Origin of the sequence: Streptomyces sp. NBC_01429 (assembly GCF_036231945.1) — a bacterium.
Lineage (GTDB): Bacteria > Actinomycetota > Actinomycetes > Streptomycetales > Streptomycetaceae > Streptomyces.
This window is the reverse complement of record NZ_CP109599.1, coordinates 2,544,865-2,566,782: the sequence shown is the minus strand read 5'-3', so window position 1 is coordinate 2,566,782 and position 21,918 is coordinate 2,544,865. Positions and strand designations below refer to the sequence as shown.

General features: G+C 72.8%; 21 protein-coding genes. 14 read left to right on the top strand and 7 right to left on the bottom strand.

The window, feature by feature from the left end; all coding sequences use genetic code 11:
• Positions 1-49 precede the first annotated feature (49 nt).
• From OG627_RS10730 to OG627_RS10720, 3 genes are all read left to right on the top strand, one after another.
• The gene (locus tag OG627_RS10730) at positions 50-688 is read left to right on the top strand and encodes a DUF6758 family protein (protein ID WP_329063797.1); all 639 of its coding nucleotides are present in this window, start codon (positions 50-52) and stop codon (positions 686-688) included.
• A 79-nt stretch (positions 689-767) separates the two neighbouring features.
• Entirely contained in the window at positions 768-1,646 is an 879-nt protein-coding gene (locus OG627_RS10725) for a PHP domain-containing protein (RefSeq protein WP_329063795.1), read from the top strand.
• 174 nt (positions 1,647-1,820) lie between these two features.
• Complete coding sequence (locus OG627_RS10720) at positions 1,821-2,426, top strand: MarC family protein (protein ID WP_329063793.1); 606 nt, start codon at positions 1,821-1,823, stop codon at positions 2,424-2,426.
• Positions 2,427-2,510: 84 nt separating this feature from the next.
• On the opposite strand, the gene OG627_RS10715 is transcribed toward OG627_RS10720, so the two are convergent.
• Positions 2,511-2,663, bottom strand: coding sequence for a hypothetical protein (locus OG627_RS10715; protein ID WP_165840668.1), 153 nt, complete (start codon positions 2,661-2,663; stop codon positions 2,511-2,513).
• A gap of 176 nt (positions 2,664-2,839) precedes the next feature.
• Here OG627_RS10715 and OG627_RS10710 point away from each other — a divergent pair, with 176 nt between their 5' ends.
• A complete protein-coding gene (locus tag OG627_RS10710; RefSeq protein ID WP_329063785.1) occupies positions 2,840-3,787 on the top strand; it encodes an NYN domain-containing protein in 948 nt (315 codons plus the stop codon).
• Between the two features lie 60 nt (positions 3,788-3,847).
• Here OG627_RS10710 and OG627_RS10705 read toward each other — a convergent pair whose 3' ends face one another.
• Together OG627_RS10705 and OG627_RS10700 are read right to left on the bottom strand one after the other, a co-directional pair.
• Positions 3,848-4,717, bottom strand: coding sequence for an alpha/beta fold hydrolase (locus tag OG627_RS10705; protein ID WP_329063783.1), 870 nt, complete (start codon positions 4,715-4,717; stop codon positions 3,848-3,850).
• A 114-nt stretch (positions 4,718-4,831) separates the two neighbouring features.
• Complete coding sequence (locus tag OG627_RS10700) at positions 4,832-6,604, bottom strand: DEAD/DEAH box helicase (protein WP_329063781.1); 1,773 nt, start codon at positions 6,602-6,604, stop codon at positions 4,832-4,834.
• A 528-nt stretch (positions 6,605-7,132) separates the two neighbouring features.
• On the opposite strand from OG627_RS10700, the gene OG627_RS10695 reads away from it, so the two are divergent.
• Positions 7,133-7,879, top strand: coding sequence for a ferritin-like fold-containing protein (locus OG627_RS10695; RefSeq protein ID WP_329063780.1), 747 nt, complete (start codon positions 7,133-7,135; stop codon positions 7,877-7,879).
• A 101-nt stretch (positions 7,880-7,980) separates the two neighbouring features.
• On the opposite strand, the gene OG627_RS10690 is transcribed toward OG627_RS10695, so the two are convergent.
• The 4 genes from OG627_RS10690 to OG627_RS10675 all read right to left on the bottom strand — a co-directional run bounded on the left by OG627_RS10690 (position 7,981) and on the right by OG627_RS10675 (position 9,971).
• Positions 7,981-8,247, bottom strand: coding sequence for a hypothetical protein (locus OG627_RS10690; protein WP_329063779.1), 267 nt, complete (start codon positions 8,245-8,247; stop codon positions 7,981-7,983).
• A gap of 277 nt (positions 8,248-8,524) precedes the next feature.
• Positions 8,525-8,752, bottom strand: a complete 228-nt coding sequence (locus OG627_RS10685; RefSeq protein ID WP_329063777.1) for a DUF3107 domain-containing protein — start codon at positions 8,750-8,752, stop codon at positions 8,525-8,527.
• A 142-nt stretch (positions 8,753-8,894) separates the two neighbouring features.
• Positions 8,895-9,536, bottom strand: coding sequence for a TetR/AcrR family transcriptional regulator (locus OG627_RS10680; protein WP_329063775.1), 642 nt, complete (start codon positions 9,534-9,536; stop codon positions 8,895-8,897).
• Positions 9,537-9,740: 204 nt separating this feature from the next.
• Entirely contained in the window at positions 9,741-9,971 is a 231-nt protein-coding gene (locus OG627_RS10675) for a hypothetical protein (protein WP_329063773.1), read from the bottom strand.
• 112 nt (positions 9,972-10,083) lie between these two features.
• On the opposite strand from OG627_RS10675, the gene OG627_RS10670 reads away from it, so the two are divergent.
• The 9 genes from OG627_RS10670 to OG627_RS10630 all read left to right on the top strand — a co-directional run bounded on the left by OG627_RS10670 (position 10,084) and on the right by OG627_RS10630 (position 21,865).
• Positions 10,084-11,091 carry an alpha/beta fold hydrolase gene (locus OG627_RS10670; RefSeq protein ID WP_329063771.1) on the top strand — a complete coding sequence of 336 codons (1,008 nt, stop codon included), beginning with the start codon at positions 10,084-10,086 and terminating at the stop codon, positions 11,089-11,091.
• Between the two features lie 8 nt (positions 11,092-11,099).
• The gene (locus OG627_RS10665; protein WP_329063769.1) at positions 11,100-12,581 is read left to right on the top strand and encodes a DUF3152 domain-containing protein; all 1,482 of its coding nucleotides are present in this window, start codon (positions 11,100-11,102) and stop codon (positions 12,579-12,581) included.
• A 111-nt stretch (positions 12,582-12,692) separates the two neighbouring features.
• Positions 12,693-12,791 (top strand): Ms4533A family Cys-rich leader peptide, encoded by a 99-nt coding sequence (locus tag OG627_RS10660; protein ID WP_329072557.1) that lies wholly within the window; start codon positions 12,693-12,695, stop codon positions 12,789-12,791.
• 195 nt (positions 12,792-12,986) lie between these two features.
• Positions 12,987-14,708, top strand: coding sequence for an ABC transporter substrate-binding protein (locus tag OG627_RS10655; RefSeq protein WP_329063767.1), 1,722 nt, complete (start codon positions 12,987-12,989; stop codon positions 14,706-14,708).
• Positions 14,705-15,739, top strand: coding sequence for an ABC transporter permease (locus tag OG627_RS10650; protein WP_329063765.1), 1,035 nt, complete (start codon positions 14,705-14,707; stop codon positions 15,737-15,739). The genes OG627_RS10655 and OG627_RS10650 overlap by 4 nt, the downstream gene beginning before the upstream one ends.
• The gene (locus tag OG627_RS10645; protein ID WP_329063763.1) at positions 15,736-16,725 is read left to right on the top strand and encodes an ABC transporter permease; all 990 of its coding nucleotides are present in this window, start codon (positions 15,736-15,738) and stop codon (positions 16,723-16,725) included. Before OG627_RS10650 ends, OG627_RS10645 begins: the two co-directional genes overlap by 4 nt.
• An 8-nt stretch (positions 16,726-16,733) precedes the next feature.
• Positions 16,734-18,467: an ABC transporter ATP-binding protein gene (locus OG627_RS10640; RefSeq protein WP_329063761.1), complete on the top strand. Its 1,734-nt coding sequence runs from the start codon at positions 16,734-16,736 to the stop codon at positions 18,465-18,467.
• Between the two features lie 189 nt (positions 18,468-18,656).
• The gene (locus OG627_RS10635) at positions 18,657-20,492 is read left to right on the top strand and encodes a glycosyltransferase (RefSeq protein WP_329063759.1); all 1,836 of its coding nucleotides are present in this window, start codon (positions 18,657-18,659) and stop codon (positions 20,490-20,492) included.
• Positions 20,489-21,865, top strand: coding sequence for a hypothetical protein (locus OG627_RS10630; RefSeq protein WP_329063757.1), 1,377 nt, complete (start codon positions 20,489-20,491; stop codon positions 21,863-21,865). Before OG627_RS10635 ends, OG627_RS10630 begins: the two co-directional genes overlap by 4 nt.
• The last annotated feature ends 53 nt before the right edge of the window (positions 21,866-21,918 follow it).

Below are 21,918 nucleotides of genomic sequence, written 5' to 3'. Positions count from 1 at the left end.
GGGTGATCGTCCTTGACGCGGCGCGGGACGGGGAGGACCGTTGGGCGCTATGAGGGGCCAACCCAGTTGCCCGAAGTGCGGTGGCCGGCTCAGGGCGCCCGGTCTCTTCGCCGACTCCTGGCAGTGCGACGTGCACGGCGTCGTCCATCCACTGCAGCCGGTGATACCGCCCAGCGTCGAGGCCCTCGGGGTGGTGGTGCACCGCGCTCGGGTGCCCGTCTGGATGCCCTGGCCGCTGCCCGTCGGCTGGCTGTTCACCGGCGTCGCGTACGCGGGCGACGACCGCAGCGGAGGTCGCGCCACCGCCGTCGCCTGCTCGGGACCCGGGCCGCTCGGCGGTTCGGGGGAGCTGCTGCTCGTGGCCGAGGAGCTGGGCGTCGGGCTGGGCGCGCGCTACGCGGGCATCGAGGGGCCTGACCCGGGGCCCGCCATCTGTGTCGACAAACCACCCCAGACCAAACTTCTCGCGGCCGGCCGCCCCACTCCGCTCTGGCACGTCCCCGAGGCGCCGCAGGACCGCGCGGTCTTCGCGGGCGAGGCGCTGGGGCTGTGGCTGTGGGCGATCGTCTGGCCCGAGCAGTCCGGGCTGCTGCTCTACGACGAACTCGTCCTGACCGACCTGCGGGACGTGGGCCCCGAGGTCGAACTGCTGCCCTGCGGCGCGCTCTCGCCCCGGCTGCTGCACTGAGGGCGGCCAGGGGGCAGGGGGTGCGGGCGGTTATCCTGGAGCGTCCTCAGTCCGCCCCCGAGCCGCCGGAGTCCGCGTCGTGCGCATCGATCTGCACACCCACTCCACGGCCTCGGACGGTACGGACACCCCGGCCGAACTGGTCCGCAACGCCGCGCGCGCCGGACTCGACGTCGTCGCCCTGACCGACCACGACTCGACCCGGGGCCACGCGGAGGCCATCGCCGCGCTCGCCGACCTGACGGACGCCGCCAAGCCGCTCACCCTCGTCACAGGCGCCGAGATCTCCTGCCGCCTCGACGGCGTCGGCCTGCACATGCTCGCGTACCTCTTCGACGCGGACGAGCCGGAGTTCCTGGCGGCGCGCGAGCTGGTGCGCGACGACCGCGTTCCGCGCGCGCGGACCATGGTCGGCAGGCTCCAGGAGCTGGGCGTCCCGATCACCTGGGAACAGGTGGCGCGCATCGCGGGCGACGCCTCGCTCGGCCGCCCGCACATCGCCACCGCCCTCGTCGAACTCGGCGTCGTCGAGACCGTCTCCGACGCGTTCACCGCCGAGTGGCTCGGCAACGGCGGGCGTGCCTACGCCGAGAAGTACGAACTCGATCCCATCGAGGCGATCCGGCTGGTCAAGGCGGCCGGCGGCGTCACCGTCTTCGCCCATCCCCAGGCCGTCAAGCGCGGCGAGGTCGTCCCCGAGTCCGCCATCGCGAAACTCGCCGCCGCCGGACTCGACGGCATCGAGGTCGACCACATGGACCACGACGGACCCACCCGCGCCAGGCTGCGCGCGGTGGCCGCCGAGCTGGGGCTGCTGACGACCGGCTCCAGCGACTACCACGGCAGCCGCAAGTTCGTGGAACTCGGCGCCTTCACCACCGATCCGGAAATCTACGGCGAGATCACCCGGCGCGCCTCCGGTGCCTTCCCGGTGCCGGGCGCGGGCGGACCCGCCTGACCCCTCGGGTCGGTAACCCGGCGGTTCGTCACCCCGGTCCGTGACACCGGTCCGTGACACCGGTCCGTGGATCCGGTCTTTCAGCCGGTGCTCCGGCCGAGGATGCTCCGGCCGGTCATGCCGCTCGCCTTTCCTTTTCCTTCTTTCCGCTCTCTTCTCGCAAGGCCCTCACCTGTGTTCGACTTCGCCGTTTTCGGATCCCTCTTTCTCACCCTTTTTGTGATCATGGACCCGCCCGGAATCACGCCGATCTTCCTCGCCCTCACCTCGGGGCGGCCCGCCAAGGTCCAGCGCGCCATGGCCTGGCAGGCGGTGGCCGTGGCCTTCGGGGTCATCGCCGTCTTCGGGCTGCTCGGCCAGCAGATCCTGAACTATCTCCATGTGTCCGTACCGGCCCTGATGATCGCCGGAGGGCTGCTCCTGCTGCTCATCGCGCTGGATCTGCTGACCGGGAAGACGGACGAGCCGCAGCAGACCAAGGACGTCAACGTGGCGCTGGTACCGCTGGGCATGCCGCTGCTGGCGGGGCCCGGCGCGATCGTCTCCGTCATCCTCGCCGTCCAGCACGCCGACGGCGCCACCGGGCAGCTCTCGGTCTGGGCGGAGATCGCGGCCATGCACGTCGTGCTGTGGCTGACGATGCGCTACTCGCTGCTGATCATCCGGGTGATCAAGGACGGCGGCGTGGTGCTGGTGACCCGGCTCGCCGGGATGATGCTTTCGGCCATTGCCGTGCAGCAGATCATCAATGGCGTGACGCAGGTGATCCAGAACGCCTGACGCGTGCAGCGCCCCCGTACGGGTGACCCATACAGGGGCGCTTCGTCATTCGTGTGAACAATAGTGAACGGCGCGGAGAAGTGGTTACGAGGCCGAGGATTCGGCCGGTCGGATATAGATACGCTGGCCCATCGCGGCGGCCTGCTGCACGATCCGGTTGACGGAGGCGGCGTCCACAACGGTGCTGTCAACGGCTGAACCGTCGACGTCGTCGAGTCGCATGATTTCGAAGCGCAAGGCTTCTCCCTTCGTCTGATCCTCCTGCTGGAGAACTATGGGTGACGGGAAAGTCCGTCGCTGCCTACATCAATGTGCAACGTGTTGCCCTCTGCAAACATTCCCTACACTAAGGAAATTTTTTGGATGGCTAACTACTGGCGGGTAAGGTATCGCTCACGGAGAATGAACCGCGTATGAACGAGGCAGAAATCCACCCAGAGGACACCCCCGAGGGCATCCCGCACGGCGTCCGGGACCTCACCGAGATCGGCGCCCGGCTGGAGCGCAACAACGAGCTGCTCCAGCGCGTGCTCGCCGAGGTCGCCAAGACCCCGTCCACGCATGCCATCTTCGTCGACGCCGGTTACGTCTATGCTGCCGCCGGGTTGCTTGTGGCGGGCACCGAGGACCGGCGCGCCTTCGATCTGGACGCCGAGGGGCTCATCGAGGCGTTCATCGACAAGGCCCGCATCATCTTCGCGGACAGCAGACTGCTCCGCGTCTACTGGTACGACGGCGCGAGACGGCGGATCCACACCTCGGAGCAGCAGTCCATCGCCGAGCTGCCGGACGTCAAGGTCAGACTCGGCAACCTGAACGCCAACAACCAGCAGAAGGGCGTCGACTCGCTGATCCGCACGGATCTCGAATCGCTCGCCCGGCACCGCGCCATCAGCGACGCGGCACTGGTCGGCGGCGACGAGGACCTGGTCTCCGCCGTCGAGGCCGCGCAGGGCTACGGGGCCCGGGTGCACCTGTGGGGCATAGAGGCGGGCGAGGGACGCAACCAGGCGGAGCCGCTGCTGTGGGAGGTCGACAGCCAGCGCACCTTCGACCTGGAGTTCTGCCGGCCGTACGTCACCCGGCGCCCGGTCACCACATACGAGCACGAGGGCGAGCCGCCGCCCTCCCGGGACCAGGTCCGGTTCGTCGGCGCGCAGATCGCCGCCACCTGGCTGGCCGAGCGGGGCCGGGAGGCCATGGCGGAGCTGCTGCCGGGCCATCCGTATCTGCCGGGCCCGGTGGACCAGGATCTGCTGATCGAGGCGGAGAGACTGCTCCAGCGGTCGCTACGGGGCCACGCCATGCTGCGGCGGTCGCTGCGGGACGGCTTCTGGCAGCACCTCCAGACGCAGTACTGACTCCCGTCGCCGGACGCGCGGAGACGTGGTCCGTGCCGCGCGGCACGGACCACGTCCGGCTCAGTACGCGCCCGGGGCGTTCCCGTACGAGGGATGGGCGTCCCAGAACTCCGTCAGCGCGGCGGCGGTCTCGCGCGGCCGGTCGGTGTTGGGCGAGTGCAGCGCCCCCGTGATCACCGTCCTGCGGGCGCCCAGCCGCTCGGCCATCTCGTCGAGCAGCGGCAGCGGCCAGGTGTCGTCGTGCTCCCCGGAGATCACATGCGTGGGCAGCCGTGGCACGGCCGCCAGCTCGGCCACCAGGTCGGGCTCCCGGCTCAGCTGCCGTCCGGTCGCGATCAGCTGGGCCGGCCGGGTCCGCAGCCAGCGGGCGCGCAGGTCGGCGCCGTCAACCGGGGTCTCCTCCGGAGGATCCATCGAACGCATGACCTCCCAGAGCTGCTCCATCGGCATCGTCATGAGCGCGTCGCTCAGCAGTTTCACCCGCTCCCGCTGCGTCCGCGTGACCCGCGCGGGCCCCGAGGACATCAGCGTCAGCGTGTCGAACGGGCCGCGGTCGACCAGGACGGCCGCGCGGGCGATCTGCCCGCCGAGTGAGTGTCCGAGCAGATGTACGGAGGTGCCCAGCGCCTCGGTCTGCGCCAGCACGTCGGCCGCCAACTCGCCCTGTGCGTAAGCCTCTTCGGTGTCCGGGCCGTCCGTCTCGTACTGTCCGCGCCCGTCCACGGCGACGGCGCGGTAGCCCGCCGCCGCCAGGGGTTCCAGCAGCGCGATGAAGTCCTCCTTGCTACCGGTGAACCCGGGCAGCATCAGCACGGTGCCCCGGGGCTCCCCGTCGGGCCGCCCGTCCAGCACGGCGAACCGCCCGCGGCGGGTCGTGAGGGTGCGCGCACGCGCGCAGGGCGGCGGGGTGAAGGTCGGCGGCCTGCTCATACGACGAGGCTAACGACGCTCTCGGCGCGCCCGTGCCCGGGTACGCCGATGGCCCGGCACCCCCGTGCGGGGGAGTCGGGCCATCGGCGGTGCGTGCGGTGCCGCGCCGTGCGGTCAGTCCTGCTCGGACGCCGTCGTCGCCGTACGGGCGCGGCGGCGACGCGGCTTCGGCAGGGCCTCGCCGTCCGCGTCGGCACCCGCGGCCTCCGGCGCGGCGACCGCGTCGGCCTTGGGCTTCGTGACGCGGGTGCGGCGGCGCGGCTTGGGCTCCTCGGCCGGGGCCTCGGCGGCGGCGCTCTCGGCCGTCGCGGCCGGCTCGGCCGCGGGCTTCACGGCGCGGGTGCGTCGACGGCGCGGCTTGGGGGCCTCCGTCTCGGCCTCCGGCTCCGACGGCGCGGGCTCCGTGACCGTCTGCGGCAGCTCGACCACGGCGGCACGGGTGCGCCTGCGGCGGCGCGGGGTGCGCGGCTCGGCGCTCTCCGGGACGACGTCCATGGGCACGGCCGTCTGGAACTGCGGCTCGGGCTCGGTCACCGGTGCCGATACGGGCGCCGGTGTCGATACGGGCGCCGACGTGGCGGCCGCGTCCGGCGCGGCTCCGCCACGGGTGCGGCGACGCTGGCGCGGGGTGCGCGCGGGGCGCTCCTCCCGTACGGCGGGGGCGGGCGCCGCGGCGGACTTGCGGCCGCGGCCGCCCGTCTCGCCCAGGTCCTCGACCTGCTCGGCCGAGAGCCCGGCGCGGGTGCGCTCGGCGCGCGGCAGGACGCCCTTGGTGCCGGCCGGGATGGACAGCTCCTCGAAGAGGTGCGGGGACGTGGAGTACGTCTCCGGCGGGTCCGGGAAACCGAGGTCGAGCGCCTTGTTGATCAGCTGCCAGCGCGGGATGTCGTCCCAGTCGACCAGCGTGACCGCCGTACCGGACGCTCCCGCCCGGCCGGTGCGGCCGATGCGGTGGAGGTAGGTCTTCTCCTCCTCGGGCGACTGGTAGTTGATGACGTGCGTCACGCCCTCGACGTCGATGCCGCGCGCGGCGACGTCCGTGCAGACCAGCACGTCCACCTTGCCGTTGCGGAAGGCGCGCAGCGCCTGCTCGCGGGCGCCCTGGCCCAGGTCGCCGTGGACCGCGCCGGAGGCGAAGCCGCGCTGGGCGAGCTGGTCGGCGATGTCGGCCGCCGTGCGCTTCGTACGGCAGAAGATCATCGCGAGTCCGCGGCCGTCGGCCTGGAGGATCCGCGCGACCATCTCCGGCTTGTCCATGGAGTGCGCGCGGTAGACGCGCTGCGTCGTGTTGGCGACGGTGGCGCCCTCGTCGTCGGGCGAGGTCGCGCTGATGTGCGTGGGCTGCGACATGTAGCGGCGGGCGAGGCCGATGACCGCGCCCGGCATGGTCGCGGAGAACAGCATCGTCTGGCGCTTGGGCGGCAGCAGCTGGATGATCCGCTCGACGTCGGGCAGGAAGCCCAGGTCCAGCATCTCGTCGGCCTCGTCGAGGACGAGCCCGCGCACGTGCGAGAGGTCGAGCTTCTTCTGGCCCGCCAGGTCGAGCAGCCGGCCCGGGGTGCCGACTATCACATCGACGCCCTTCTTGAGGGCCTCGACCTGGGGCTCGTAGGCCCGGCCGCCGTAGATCGCCAGGACGCGCACATTGCGCACCTTGCCGGCGGTCAGCAGGTCGTTGGTGACCTGCTGGCACAGCTCGCGGGTCGGTACGACCACGAGGGCCTGCGGGGCGTTGGTGAGCTGCTCGGGCCCGGCCCGGCCCGCTTCGACGTCCGCGGGGACGGTGACGCGCTCCAGGAGCGGCAGACCGAAGCCGAGCGTCTTGCCCGTGCCGGTCTTGGCCTGGCCGATGACGTCCTTGCCGGACAGGGCGACCGGCAGGGTCATCTCTTGGATGGGGAACGGAGACAGGATGCCGACGGCTTCAAGCGCCTCGGCCGTCTCGGGGAGGATTCCGAGTTCTCGGAAAGTCGTAGTCAGGGTGCTGCCTCTTCTGTGAGACGCGACGCGAGGCGAACGCTGGGGGTCGTACCGCACCTGGGTACTCGGCCGGCCGTGGATTGGCCGGATGGCGCGGGACCACTGCCGTCGCTCGAGCGCTCGTGCCGCTGAGGGGGCCCCTCACTGCGAGTCGTGCGCAGCTGTGCGCACGGTCCGCGCGGAGGGCGGTCGGGGGCGGAGCCGATCGGGCCACCGACCGGGCATCCTCATGGGGCCTGTACGAGGCGACAACCTCGGACAGACACTGGTCAAACACTGTCCAACACATGCGATGGCCCACCGAAAAGTCGGCAGGCGCATTATCACTGTACCCCGGAATCGCGCATGTGTGTTGGGCGAAATCGGCGGAACGGTCCGACAGCGGTGTCTGACCAGGCCCTTACGCCCCGCGAAGAGCGGGCTATTGTGCGCTGCATGGAGACGCCCGACAACGCCACCGAGCCCGCACCCACAGCCGAGCAGCCCACCGGAATCGCCGCCCAGGACTGGGACACGGCCTCGGCCGAGCCGCAGTACCGCGCCGCCGTCGTGGATCTGCTGGGAGCCCTCGCCTACGGCGAGCTGGCGGCCTTCGAGCGGCTCGCCGAGGACGCCAAGCTCGCGCCGACCGTGGGGGACAAGGCCGCGCTGGCGCGGATGGCCGCCGCCGAATTCCACCATTTCGAACGGTTGAGCGACCGACTGCTGGCCATCGACGCCGACCCGACCGGCGCCATGGAGCCCTTCGGCAAGGCCCTGGACGACTTCCACCGGCTGACCGCGCCGTCCGACTGGCTGGAGGGCCTGGTCAAGGCGTATGTCGGGGACTCGATCGCCAGCGACTTCTACCGCGAGGTGGCCGCCCGGCTGGACACCGACACCCGCGCGCTGGTGCTGGCGGTGCTGGACGACACCGGCCACGGCAACTTCGCCGTCGAGAAGGTGCGCGCCGCGATCGAGGCGGACCCGCGCCTCGGCGGCCGGCTCGCGCTCTGGGCGCGCCGCCTGATGGGCGAGGCGCTCTCGCAGGCGCAGCGGGTGGTGGCCGACCGGGACGCGCTCTCCACGATGCTGGTGGGCGGGGTCGCGGCCGGGTTCGACCTGGCGGAGGTCGGACGGATGTTCTCCCGGATCACCGAGGCGCACACCAAGCGGATGGCCGCGCTCGGCCTCGCCGCCTGAACCGTACGCACGAGACCCGGCACGCACGGGACCCGGCGCGGAAGAACGGCACGGAGAACGAAATGAGCGCGACGGGCCCCGCGGTCAGGGGCCCGTCGGCGTCAGGGCATGGCCCGGTACAGCCGGTGGGCCGCCGGGCGCAGCAGCAGCGAGAGCAGCACCGCTCCCACCAGCAGGGCACCGGCCAGCGCGGCCAGGACATGGCCGGGGCCGAGCGCCGCGTGGGTCAGATACGCGCCGAAGAGCGCGCCGAGCGGGCCCGCCGTGTAGACGGTCCGCTGCGCCGGAAGACGGTGGGAGAACCGGTGGGCCGCGGCCCAGGAGAGACCCAGTCCGAGCAGGACAGATCCGAGGACTTCAAGGATCACTGCGATCACCTCACGACGCCGGGGGTGGCACTGCGGTGCGGGCTGGTGGGCCCAGCACGTCACTACCCGGAGTGTTCGGATCGCAACCCTTCCGGACCCCCCTGCGGCCCCGGCTACGCGCAGAGCGGAACCCGTGCCGCGCTCCCTCCCCGGGCCGCCGCCGTGGACAGCGCGAGGGCCCGGCGGGAGACTTCCCCGCCGGGCCCTCGCGGATACCCGGGTGACGCCTGACGCGTACCAGGCCGCGCCTCGGCGCGACCGTGGTGCGCGCCCGTGACTACAGCGCGCCGAATCCGACCCGTCGGGCCGCCGGCTCGCCGATTTCCACGTACGCGATCCGCTCGGCCGGTACGAGCACCTTGCGCCCCTTGTCGTCCGTGAGGCTGAGCAGCTGAGCCTTGCCGGCCAGCGCGTCGGCCACGGCTCGCTCGACCTCCTGGGCGGACTGCCCGCTCTCCAGAACGATCTCGCGGGGCGTGTGCTGCACGCCGATCTTGACCTCCACGGCTATGTCCCTCCGAACGGTCTGCGTTGCGCGATCAGCCGCGCCGTACTCCGCACACATTAGCCCGCAGGGACCATCCGGAAGACGCCGCGGCCCACGCCCGCAGCGAACACGCCCGTCAGGGGCCGCCCGGCACCCCGGGTCAGTGCGCCTCGGCGCCGTGCAGCGGGAACCCGGCGATGCCGCGCCAGGCCAGCGAGGTGAGCAACTGGACGGCCTGCTCACGGGGGATGGCCGAGGAGCTGGAGAGCCAGTAGCGCGCGACCACCTGGGAGACCCCGCCGAGCCCCACGGCCAGCAGCATGGACTCCTCCTTGGACAGGCCGGTGTCCTCGGCGATCACGTCGGAGATCGCCTCCGCGCACTGGAGGGCGACCCGGTCGACGCGCTCGCGCACCGCCGGCTCGTTCGTCAGGTCCGACTCGAAGACCAGCCGGAACGCGCCGCCCTCGTCCTCCACGTACGCGAAGTACGCGTCCATCGTCGCCTCGACGCGGAGCTTGTTGTCCGTCGTGGACGCGAGCGCCGTGCGGACCGCCTGGAGCAGCGCCTCGCAGTGCTGGTCGAGGAGGGCGAGATACAGGTCGAGCTTGCCGGGGAAGTGCTGGTAGAGGACGGGCTTGCTGACGCCCGCCCGCTCGGCGATGTCGTCCATCGCGGCCGCGTGGTAGCCCTGCGCGACGAATACTTCCTGCGCCGCGCCCAGCAGCTGGTTGCGTCGGGCGCGGCGCGGCAGGCGGGTGCCTCGCGGGCGGGCCGCCTCGGTCTGCTCTATGGCTGTCACGCCGCCTCCCAAAAATCGTTCCGGTGCGCGCGATGCGCCACTCCGCCATCGTACTTTTGGGTAACGACACGGCGCGTCGTGCGGACGCAGAATTTCACGGAGCCCGCCCTTTCGGAAGTTCTGGCCAAACCTCGGTCCCGCAGGGCGCGGGCGCGGACGCGGCACGGGACCGCCACCGGACCGGCTCCGGGGACCGCGCCCCGGCTACGGCCGGTAGTCGTCCTCGTCGTCTCCGGCGGAGCGCGCCTGCTCCGCCGCGTCCCCCTCGCTCGCCGCGTCCGGGTCGACGTCGGTCAGCGGTTCGTCGCCGTGGTGCCGTACCTCCCGCCGCTGCTCGGCCGCGTCGGCCTCGGGGACCTCCGGGGCCTGTCCGGCCGCTTCGGCTTCCTCGTCGTCCGTCGCGAAGGTGTCGGGATCTGTGGGATCGACCGCCATGCCGTCCCCCTTTCCTCACCTCCGAGCCTAGGAGCCACGGGGTTGCGGCGCCATGCGGCCTGTGAGCGCGAACACATGAATCCGGGCGTGATCGTCTCGTAACATTGCCCGCATGTCTTCGACCGAGCTGCCGGAAACCATCGCCGCCGCGGTGGCTCCGAAGGTGAGTCCCATACGGGCCGCGGCGGGGGAGCGGTTCTCCTCCGTGGAGCTGCCGGGGCTCACGCTGAACGTACGGTCACGGCCCGCGACCCGGGACGGCGTGCCGCCCGCGCTGTACGTGCACGGGCTGGGGGGCTCCTCGCGGAACTGGTCGGCGCTGATGCCGCTGTTGGAGGACGTCGTCGACGGCGCGGCCGTCGATCTGCCCGGCTTCGGGGACTCGGCGCCGCCGGGCGACGGGAACTACTCCGTCACCGCCCACGCCCGCGCCGTCGTCCGGCTGCTGGACGCGGACGGGCGTGGCCCCGCGCATCTGTTCGGCAACTCGCTCGGTGGCGCCGTCGTCACCCAGGTCGCCGCCGCCCGGCCCGATCTGGTGCGCACCCTGACGCTGGTCTCGCCGGCGCTCCCGGAGATCCGGGTGCAGCGCACGGCGGTGCCCACGGCGCTGCTGGCGGTCCCCGGGCTCGCCGCCGTGTTCAGCCATCTGACCAGGGACTGGACGGCGGAGCGGCGCACCCTGGGAGCGATGTCGCTGACGTACGGGGACCTCGCGAACATCGGCGAGGAGGAGCTGCGCGGCGCGGTGGCGGAGCTGGAACGCAGGCTTCAACTCCCGCATTTCTGGCAGGCGATGACGGGCTCGGCGCGCGGTATCGTCAACGCGTACACGCTCGGCGGTCAGCACGGACTGTGGCGGCGGGCCGAGCGGGTGCTCGCACCGACCCTGCTCGTCTACGGCGGGCGGGATCAGCTGGTTTCGTACCGTATGGCGCGCAGGGCGGCGGCGGCTTTCCGTGATTCCCGGCTCCTTACGCTCCCCGACGCCGGTCATGTCGCCATGATGGAGTACCCGGGAGAGGTCGCCCGGGCGAGCCGGGACCTCATCGGCGAGTACGAGGACGCGCGAGCAGAAGACGCGCGAGGACACGACGAAGTCGAAGACGGCAGGAGCTGATCCCGGGCGTGGGTAGACACAGCCGCAAAGGTTCCGCACCCCAGGACGCTCCGGGCGCGACGGACGTCGGGCGCGGCGCCCCGGGCACCGGCGAGGGGGCCGGCACCGGAAACGGCAGGCGGCGGCGCGGTGGCGCCGTACCGGGCGTGGACGGTCACGTCCCTCCGCCGTACGAGACCCCCGCGCACGGCGTGGCGCAGGTGCGCGGCGGGCATCCGGAACAGCGGGAGCCCGGCGGCGGTTGGGGCTCCACGCAGCGCTACGGCGACTGGCAGGGCGGCCCGGCGCGCGCCCCGCTCCAGGGCGCGGCCCCCGGCGCGGCCGCCCCGCCGCGCGGCGCGCCGCAGAGCCGTCCGGGCCCGCGCGAACAGGGCGCGGACCGCCCGGTGGTCCCCGGACCGCGCCGCGAGTTCATCGACGCGTTCGACGCCGCGGACACCTTCGAGGCGCCGGTCGCCAGGACCATCACCCGGCAGGGCGCGCCCGCTCGCGGCTTCCCGGCCCAGGCTCCCGGCACCGGTACCGGCACCACCACCGACGAGCGCCCCACCGGCGCCGGGCCGGCCGACGAGCGCACGGCCGACGGGCGGGACGGCGCGGGCGCCGGTGACGGTACGGGCGGCGACACCGCGCCCGGCGACTCCGACCCGCGGGATCCCGCCAAGGGCGGCAAGGGACGCGCCCTCACCGGGATCGCCGCCGCCGCGGTCACCACCGTCCTCGCCGTCGTCGTCGCCGGACAGGTCACCGACGGCGGCTCGGAGCCGACCGGCACCCAGGCGGCCGGCGAGCTCGACCGCACGGACCGGAGCGGGGACGCCTCGCGTTCCGACGGCAGGACCACGCCGACTCCCGCGGGGTCGGCAGGCGCGGGGGCCCCCGCCGCCCCCACGTACGCGCAGCTGATGACCCAGCAGTTCGACCTCGACGCGGATCTGACGGCCTCCGGCGAGTTCAGCGCCGTACCGGGGCTGGCCAAGGCGCCGGGCAAGGGGCAGAAGTTCCGCTACCGCGTGGACATCGAGAACGGACTCGGCCTCGACGGCGAGCTGTTCGCCGACGCCGTCCAGAAGACCCTGAACGACGACCGGAGCTGGGCCCACAACGGCGCCATGACCTTCGAGCGCGTCTCCAGTGGTCAGCCCGACTTCGTGATCACGCTGGCGAGTCCGGGCACCACCGGCTTCTGGTGCGACAAGTCCGGCCTGGACACCACCGTCGACAATGTCTCCTGCGACTCCGCCGCCACCGACCGGGTCATGATCAACGCCTTCCGCTGGGCCCAGGGCGCCAAGACCTTCGGTGCCAAGTCGATGCACAGCTACCGGCAGATGCTGATCAACCACGAGGTCGGACACCGGCTCGGACACAACCACGAGAGCTGCCGCACCCCCGGCGCGCTCGCCCCCGTGATGCAGCAGCAGACCAAGACGCTGGACATCGACGGGATCAAGTGCCGGCCCAATCCCTGGGTGTTTCCCACCGCGTGAGTCACGGGCCACGGGCCTGGCTGTGACCCGGCCGTGACCGTGTCCGCCCGTTGGGACGACCGTCTCGCGCCCGCGTTGACATCGAACGCGTGGTCGGCCATATTTCTCGACATGTCGTCCCGCCCCGCCACCGCCCACGGTCACGCCGCCTTTGAGCTCGCGCTCATCGGTGTGACGGCGCTGTGCGTGGCGGACATTCTCTGTCGCTGACGCCTGCCCGAGCGCGCCCGGCCGATCCTCGTGCCGTATCTCCCCGCGCCCCGGGCCGAACTCCGTTCGTACGCGGGCGCGGCATGCCGGACCTCTCTTCTCCTCGCCGCCGCTGTCGCCTGCGCGGACACCGGGCGTTCCCGCCCTCATCTCCGTCCTGACCGCTGCCGAGCAGCTCACCGAGAGGCCCATCCGATGCGTCAACCGTCCGTCAAGTACCGCCGCGTGGCCGCGGCAGCCGTCACCCTGGCCGTGGCAGCGGGCGCCGCCGCCTGCGGTCCTGATGACAACGCCGCCAAGACGGACGGCGCGGCCGGCGGCAAGCCGCAGAAGGGCGGCACGCTCTCGGTGCTGAACACCGAGCCGCAGACCAGCTTCGACCCGGCCCGGCTCTACACCTCCGGCGGCGGCAACGTTCCCTCGCTGGTCTTCCGTACGCTCACCACCCGCAACCGCGCCAACGGCGCGGACGGCACGAAGGTCGTCCCCGACCTCGCCACCGACACCGGTCGCCCCAACAAGGACGCGACCGAGTGGACGTACACGCTCAAGGACGGGCTGAAGTTCGAGGACGGCACCCCGATCACCACCGCCGACATCAAGTACGGCATCGAGCGCTCCTTCGCCGCCGAGCTGTCCGGCGGCGCGCCCTATCTGCGGGACTGGCTGATCGGCGGCGCCGACTACGAGGGCCCGTACAAGGACAAGAAGGGCCTCGCCTCGATCGGGACGCCCGACGCGAAGACGATCGTCTTCAAGCTCAACAAGCCCGAGGGCGACTTCCCCTTCGTCGCCACCCAGACGCAGTTCGCGCCGGTCCCCAAGGCCAAGGACAAGGGCGCCAAGTACGCCGAGCACCCCGTCTCCTCCGGTCCGTACAAGGTCGTCTCCAACGAGGGTGACGGCCAGCACATCACCCTGGTGCGCAACCCCCACTGGTCGGAGAAGACCGACGACCAGCGCCACGCCTACCCGGACAAGATCGACGTCAAGGCCGGTCTCGACGCGGCCGTCATCAACCAGCGGCTGTCCACCAGCTCGGGCGCCGACGCCGCCGCCATCACCACCGACACCAACCTCGGGCCCGCCGAACTCGCCCAGGTCAGCGGCGACAAGGCGCTCGCCGCCCGCGTCGGCACCGGCCACTTCGGCTACACGAACTACCTGGCCTTCAACCCGAAGGTCAAGCCGTTCGACAACGCGAAGGTGCGCGAGGCGATCTCGTACGCCATCAACCGCACCAGCGTGATCAACGCGGCGGGCGGCTCCGCGCTCGCCGAGCCCGCGACCACCTTCCTCCCCGAGCAGAAGGCGTTCGGCTACACGCCCTACGACCACTTCCCGGCCGGTAGGACCGGTGACCCGGCCAAGGCCAAGGAGCTGCTCAAGGAGGCCGGCTACCCCAAGGGCCTGACGATCTCGCTCACCCACTCCACCGTCCAGAACCGCGAGACCAGCCCCGAGGTCGCCACCGCCGTGCAGGAGGCCCTCAAGAAGGCCGGGATCACGGTCAAGCTCGTCGGCCTCGACCAGAACGCGTTCAACGAGGCGCGCTGGACCTACAAGGACGGCCCCGGCTTCTTCCTCTCCCGCTGGGGTGCCGACTGGCCCTCCGGCGGCCCCTTCCTGGCGCCGATCTTCGACGGCCGGCAGATCGTCAAGGACGGCTCCAACTTCAACCACGCGCAGCTGGACGACCCGGCGGTCAACAAGGAGATCGACGAGATCAACAAGCTGACCGACCCGGCCGCCGCCGCGAAGCGCTGGGGCGCGCTCGACGAGAAGATCGGTGCGAAGGCCCTCGACGTGCCGCTCTTCCACCCGGTCTACAAGCGGCTGTACGGCAAGGACGTCAAGAACATTGTGATCAGCGACTGGACCGGCGTCCTGGACATCTCGCAGGTCTCGGTCAAGTGACCACCTCGCCTCCCGCCCTTGACGCGCCCGGGACGGCGGCCGGAGCTCCGGTCCCCGCCGCCCCGGGCGCCCGTCAGGTCTGGCGACGGCTGCGCGGACGCCCCTCGGCCCTGGTGGCCGGGGGCGTTCTCGCGCTGCTGATCGTGCTGGCGCTGGCCGCGCCGCTGCTCGCCGCGATCGCGGGCCAGGACCCGAACACGTACCACGACTCGCTGATCGACTCCGCGCGCGGCGGGGTGCCGCTCGGCTCGTTCGGCGGGGTGAGCGGCGACCACTGGCTGGGCGTCGAACCGGGCACCGGGCGCGATCTGTTCGTACGCATGCTGTACGGCGCCCGGATCTCGCTGCTCGTCGCGGTCGGCGCGACCGTGGTGCAGGTGATCATCGGCGTCGCGATCGGCCTCGCCGCCGGGCTCGGCAACCGGCTGCTGGACTCCTTCCTCAGCCGGGTCACCGATCTGATGGTCGCCCTGCCGATGCTCGTCCTCGCGATCGCCCTGACGGCCGTCGTCTCCGACAGCTTCCCGCGCCCGCTGCTGCTGATCCTGGTCATCGGCCTGCTCAACTGGGGCGGTACGGCCAGGATCGTCCGGGCGCAGACCCTCACCCTCAAGAGCCTCGACTTCGTCGCCGCGGCCCGGCTCGGCGGCTCCGGCCGGCTGCGGGTCGCGCGGCGCGAGCTGCTGCCGTCGCTGGCGGCGCCCGTCATCACGTACGCGGCGATCCTCGTCCCCATGAACATCGTGAACGAGGCGTCGCTGTCGTTCCTCGGCATCGGCGTCAAGCCGCCGACGCCGTCCTGGGGGCAGATGCTGTCGAACGCGCAGACCTGGTTCCGGGCCGATCCGATGTACGTCCTGCTGCCCGCCGGAGCGCTGTTCGTGACGGTGTTCGCGTTCACCGTGCTGGGTGACGCGGTACGGACCGCGCTCGACCCGCGCGAGGCCAGCCGGCTGCGGGTCGGCACGCGTGCCGCGCGCAAGGCCCGTGGCTCAGCCAAGAACTCCGCTCCCGAGGAAACCGCCTCATGACGCGCTACCTGCTCAAACGGCTCGGCGGCGCGCTGCTCGTCCTGCTCGTGCTCTCCGTGGCGATCTACGCGCTCTTCTACCTGGCGCCCGGCGACCCCGCCCGGCTGGCCTGCGGCGAGCGCTGCTCGACGGCGCAGGTCGCGCAGGTACGGGAGCGGCTCGGGCTCGGCGAACCCGTCCTCACCCAGTACGGCCACTTCCTCCGGGGCATCTTCGCCGGACGCGACTACTCGACCGGCGCGGCGCTGCTGCACTGCGACGCGCCGTGCCTGGGTTTCTCGTACAAGACCGACCAGCAGGTCACCCAGCTGATCCTGGACCGCGCCCCGGCCACGCTCTCCCTCGCCGTCGGCGCGATGGCCGTCTGGCTGGTCGTCGGGGTCGGCACCGGGCTGCTGTCCGCGCTGCGCCGGGGCGGGATCACCGAGCGCGTGCTCACCGTGATCACGCTCGCCGCCACCGGCACGCCCGTCTTCATCCTCGGGCTGCTGCTCCTGATGCTGGTGTGCGCGTACTTGCGGTGGCTGCCGTTCCCTTCGTACGTCCCGTTGTCGGACGATCCCGAGCAATGGGCGTGGAACATGCTGCTGCCCTGGCTCACGCTGGGCTTCTTCGAGAGCGCCAAATACGCGCGGTTGACGCGCAGTTCCACGCTGGAGACGCTGGCCGAGGACCACATCCGCACCTTCCGCGCCTACGGCGTGGGCGAGCGGGGACTCGTCGGGCGGCACGCGCTGCGCGGCGCCCTGCCGCCGGTGATCGCGCTCAACGCGAACGACTTCGGCACGGTGATGGGCGGTGCGGTGCTCACCGAGACGCTGTTCGGCATCCCGGGGATCGGCAAGACGCTGGTCGACGCGGTGCGGGTGGTCGATCTCCCGGTGGTGGTGGGCGTCGTGCTGGTGACGGGCACGGTCGTCGTCCTGGCGAACGTGGTGGCCGATCTGCTGTACGCGGCGGCCGACCGAAGGGTGGCACTGCGGTGACGGATCAGATGAATCAGACGGATCGCACGGATCGCACGGATCGGACGGACCGGATCGACCAGGCGGATCGGCTGGTCGAGGTCGTGGACCTCACCATCGACTTCACGGCGGGCGCCGGGAGCGCGGAGGAGACCGTACGGGCCGTGGACGGCCTCTCCTTCGGGCTCGCGCCCGGCCGGGCGATCGCCCTGGTCGGCGAGTCGGGCAGCGGCAAGAGCACCGTCGCGAGCGCGCTGCTCGGCCTGCACCGGGGGACCGGCGCCCGGGTCGGCGGCAGCGTGCGCGTGGGCGGTACGGACGTGGGCGGCGCCACCGACCGGGAACTGCGCGCGCTGCGCGGCGCGGTGGCCGCGATGGTCTTCCAGGACCCGCTGTCGTCGCTGGACCCGTACTACGCCGTGGGCGACCAGATCGCCGAGGTCTACCGGGTCCACACCGATGCCTCCCGCAAAGCCGCCCGTACCCGGGCCGTCGAGGTGCTCGACCGGGTGGGCATCCCGGACGCGGCCCGCCGGGCGCGGTCCCGGCCGCACGAGTTCAGCGGCGGCATGCGCCAGCGCGCGCTGATCGCGATGGCGCTGGCCTGCGAACCGCGCCTGCTCATCGCCGACGAGCCGACCACGGCCCTCGACGTGACCGTGCAGGCGCAGATCCTCGACCTGCTCCACGAGCTGCGCCACGAGACCGGCATGGGGCTGCTGCTGGTCACCCATGACGTGGGTGTCGCGGCGGAGAGCGTCGAAGAGGTGCTGGTGATGCGGCAGGGACGGGAGGTGGAGAGCGGTCCGGTGGCCGAGGTGCTGGGGAAGCCGCGGGACGCGTACACGCGCGCGCTGCTGGCGGCGGTGCCCCGGGTGGACGCGCCGCTGACCCGCGTCGACGTGCCGCCTCGTGCCGAGCCGCTGATCGAAGCCGTCGGCCTGCGGCGGGAGTTCCGGCGGGGACGGCGGACCGTGGCGGCCGTGGACGACGTGTCGCTCACCGTCTCCCCCGGGGAGACCCTGGGCATCGTGGGGGAGAGCGGCAGCGGCAAGACCACGCTGGGCCGGATGCTCGTACGGCTGCTCGACCCGAGCGCCGGGCGGCTGACGTACCGGGGTACGGAGATCGGCAAGGCGTCCGAGAGGGAGCTGCGGCCCTACCGCCGCGAACTCCAGATGGTCTTCCAGGACCCGGTCTCCTCGCTCAACCCGCGCCGCTCGGTGGGCGAGTCCGTGGCCGACCCGCTGCGGGCCGCCGGCGTGCTGGACGAGGGGCGGATCGTCGCGCGCGTACGTGAGCTGCTGGAGCGGGTCGGGCTCGATCCGGACCGCTACGACCGCTATCCGCACGAGTTCAGCGGGGGACAGCGCCAGCGCGTCGGAATCGCCCGCGCGCTCGCCGCCGAACCCCGGCTCATCGTCTGCGACGAGCCCGTCTCCGCGCTCGATGTGACGACCCAGGCCCAGGTCGTGGCGCTGCTCGCCGAGCTCCAGCGGGAGCTGGGCCTGGCGCTGGTCTTCATCGCGCACGACCTCGCTGTGGTGCGCCAGGTCAGCGACCGGATCGCGGTGATGCGCGGCGGCCGGATCGTCGAACAGGGCACGGTCGAGCAGGTGTACGGAGCGCCGCGCGACCCGTACACCCGGCAGTTGCTGGCGGCCGTGCCCGCGCTGGATCCCGCGCTCGCGGCGGAGCGTCGCGCCGTCCGCGCGGCCCGGGAAACGCCGCAGAGCGCGGACCAGGAAGTGGCCCTGGCCTGACACTCCGTATCCGGATGGCTCTGTAGCGCCACAGAACGCCACCGGTACGGGAAAGTTACGTGCATTCACCCCTTCTGGTGGTGCGACGGACAACCGTCCGTCGTACCACCGGGTTGTCCGCTTACGGTCGTCCCGCTGTGAGTCGTCGATCAACGACGGCTGTCCACAAGGGAGATCGGGGGTGCGCTCGTGCGGATCGGACTGCTGACGGACGGTGGATACCCGTACGCGACGGGTGAGTCCAGGCTCTGGTGCGACCGGCTCGTGCGCGGGCTCGCACCGCACGAGTTCGACATCTACGCGCTCAGCCGCAGCGCCCAGCAGGAAGCGCACGGCTGGATACAACTGCCGCCCCAGGTCGGGCGGGTGCGCACCGCGCCGCTGTGGGCCCCGGCCGACGACGGCCACTGCTACGGACGGCGCCACCGGCGCACGTTCGCCGCGCACTTCGCCGAACTGGCCGCCGCCGTCTGCTCGGCCCGCGCCGACGACCCGGCCCCCGACGCCCCGGGCTCCGCCGCCGCGACCGCCGCCGACCGCTTCGCCGCTGGCCTCTACGGCCTGGCCGACCTGGCGCGGGAGCGCGGCGGGCTGTACGCCGCCCTGCGCTCGGAAGCCGCCGTACGGCTGCTGGAGTCCGCTTGCCGCGCGCCCGGTGCGCGCCGGAGCGTGCAGTCCGCCAACGTGCCCGATTTCCTGGCCTTCGCCGACCAGTTGGAGCGCGCTCTGCGCCCCCTCTCGCTCGACTGGTACGGGGACGACGACCTGGCCGCCGTCGACCTCTGCCACGCCGCCTCCGGGGGCTCCGCAGCCCTGCCGGGACTGCTGGCCAAACGCTTCTTCGGAGTGCCGCTGCTGGTCACGGAGTACGGCGTGCGGCTGCGGGCGCACTACCTGGCCACCAGCGCGCCGGCCGACGGCGGTGCGCCGACCGCCGGTGCGCCGGGCGGCGGCGGTCCGGGCGGCGGCGGTCCGGGCAGGGGCGGTCCCGGCGCCGGTGACGGGCGCGCCGAGGCGTCCACCGATCTCCGTACGCCGGTGCGCACGCCGGTCCGCGCGCTCCTCGCCTCCTTCCACGGCCTGCTCGCCGCCGAGGTCTACCGGCAGGCCGGCGTCATCACCCCCGGCAACGCCCACGCCAGACGCTGGCAGGAGCGGTGCGGCGCCGACCGGGCCAAGCTGCGCACGGTCTACCCCGGCATGGAGGCCCGTCGGTTCGACGGCGTGGGGGACGGCGCGGACGGCAAGGGCGCCGGTGACGGCGGCGGCGACCCGACGACGCTCGTCTGGGTCGGCAGGATCGAGCCCGGCAAGGACCTGATCTCGCTGCTGCACGCCTTCGCCGAGATCCGCGCCGCCGAACCGGACGCGCGGCTGCGCATCGTGGGGGCGCCCGTCGTGGGTCCCGAGGCCGCCGCCTACCTCGCGCACTGCCAGGGGCTCGCCGCCCATCTCTTCCCCGACGAGGCGGCCGACGCGCACGCCGTCGGGGACAACCCCGTCTCCTTCGAGGAGATCGGTGGCCCCGAGGCGCCCGACCTGCCCGCCGTCTACGCGGCGGCCGGGGTGGTCGTCCTCTCCAGTGTCGTCGAGGGCTTCCCGATCAGCCTGGTCGAGGCGATGTTCTGCGCCCGCGCCACGGTCTCCACGGACGTCGGCGCGGTCGTCGAGGTCATCGGCGGTACGGGTCTGGTGGTGCCCCCGCGCAATCCCCGGGCGCTCGCCGACGCCTGTGTCGCGCTGCTGCGCGACTCCGAGCGCCGGGCGCGGCTCGGCGCGGCGGCGCGCGCCCGCGCGCTGGAACTCTTCACCGTCGAGCAGAACCTCACGGCTTTCCGCGCCCTCTACCTGGAACTCATCTCGCGGGCGCCCGTGCGGCGCGGGGCCGAGGCCGTCGACGCCGACGGGGAGCCGCTGCTGTTCGCCCACCCGCCCGAGACCTATGTGCCCGGCCCCTGGACGGCCGGCAGCCGGGCGCCGGCGGTGCGCGCGGACCGCGACCGTCCTACGGAGGAAGCCGCATGACCGCCCAGCCCACCCCGCCCGCGTCGCTCGCCACCGACGCCCCGGCCCCCGCGAGCCCCGGCCCGTGGGACGAGCGCTCCCGGGCGCTGCTGCCGGCGGAGCTTCCTGCGGCGCCTGCGGCCCCTGTGCCCGCTGCCGCGCCCGCCGCCAAGCCCGCCGCGCGCCGCGGCCCCGCCGATCCGGTCAAGGCGCTGATGCACCGGCACCGCGCGCTGTGCGAGCGCGCCGTCGACCCGCTGGAGATCGCGGCCGGGCTCGAAGCGCACGGGATCACCGACAGGACCGCCGCCCGCTTCCGGCACCGCGACGTCTTCTCGCTCGCCGAGGAGCTGTACGCGCGCGTGCCGCACGGAACGGACAGCGGCGCGGCACACGGCGCTCACGGCGACGGCGCGTACGGCGCGCACGGCGAGGCGACGCACGGCGCGCCCGACGCCACCCACCACGGCGCGCACGGCGCGTACCCCTCCACCGGCCGGGAACCCGCCTCTGCCGCTCCCGCCGCCCGCGACAGCAGAGCCACCGGCCGCGCCCGGTGGACGGCCCTCGCGCTGCTGCCCGGCGCCGTCGCCGCCGCCACCCTCGTCGGCCTCGACCACAGCGCCGGACAGGGCCGGCTCGCGATAGGACTGGCGGGGGCCCTCGCGCTCTCCGGCGCGCTCTCCGCCTGCCTGCGGCGCGGACCGCTGCGCGCCGGGGGCCGTAGGGTTCCCGCCGCCGGACTGTGGACCTACTGGCTGCTCGCCTACCTCCTGTGCGGTGACGGACTGCTGGCCGAACTGGTCGCCGGCGGTCCCGACGGCCCCTGGCCCGCGCCCCTCACCCCACCGGCCGCCCTCGCCCTCGCCGTCGCCCCGGCCGCCTGGTGCGCCCACCTCTTCTCCGTACACGCGCGCCGCAGACTCCGCGGCAGCCGCGGGCTCGCCGACTTCGCCGCGGGCGCCCGGCCCCTGCTGCTCTCCCTCGTCGGCCTGTATGCCCTCGTCGTCACCGGTCTGTCGCTGCTCACGACGCTCGTCCTCGGGGACGGCGGCGACGGCGCGCTCGCCCCCACCGTCGCGCTCGCCACCCTCTTCCTGCTCGCCCGGCTGCTCACCGTGCACGGCTTCCCCGAATCCGCTGCCACCGGGCTCGCCGCCGCCTGCGCGGTCGAGGCGCTGGCCTGCGCGGCCACCCTGGCGGGCCGGATCCCCGGCTGCGACGCCCTCGCGGCACCCGTCAGGGCCGTCGTCCTGAACTGGGGCGCCGGAGCCGTGTCCACGCTCGCCTGCGCGGCCGCCGCCCTTGGACTCCTCAGCCACGCCGCCGTCGCCCTCTCCCGGGCCTCGGCGCACACCGAACCCAGCTGTCCGCCGCATCTGTCGCATCTGTAAAGAAGCGCCCGAAAAGAAGCATCTGTAAGAAGCACCCGCGAAGAACACCCGCG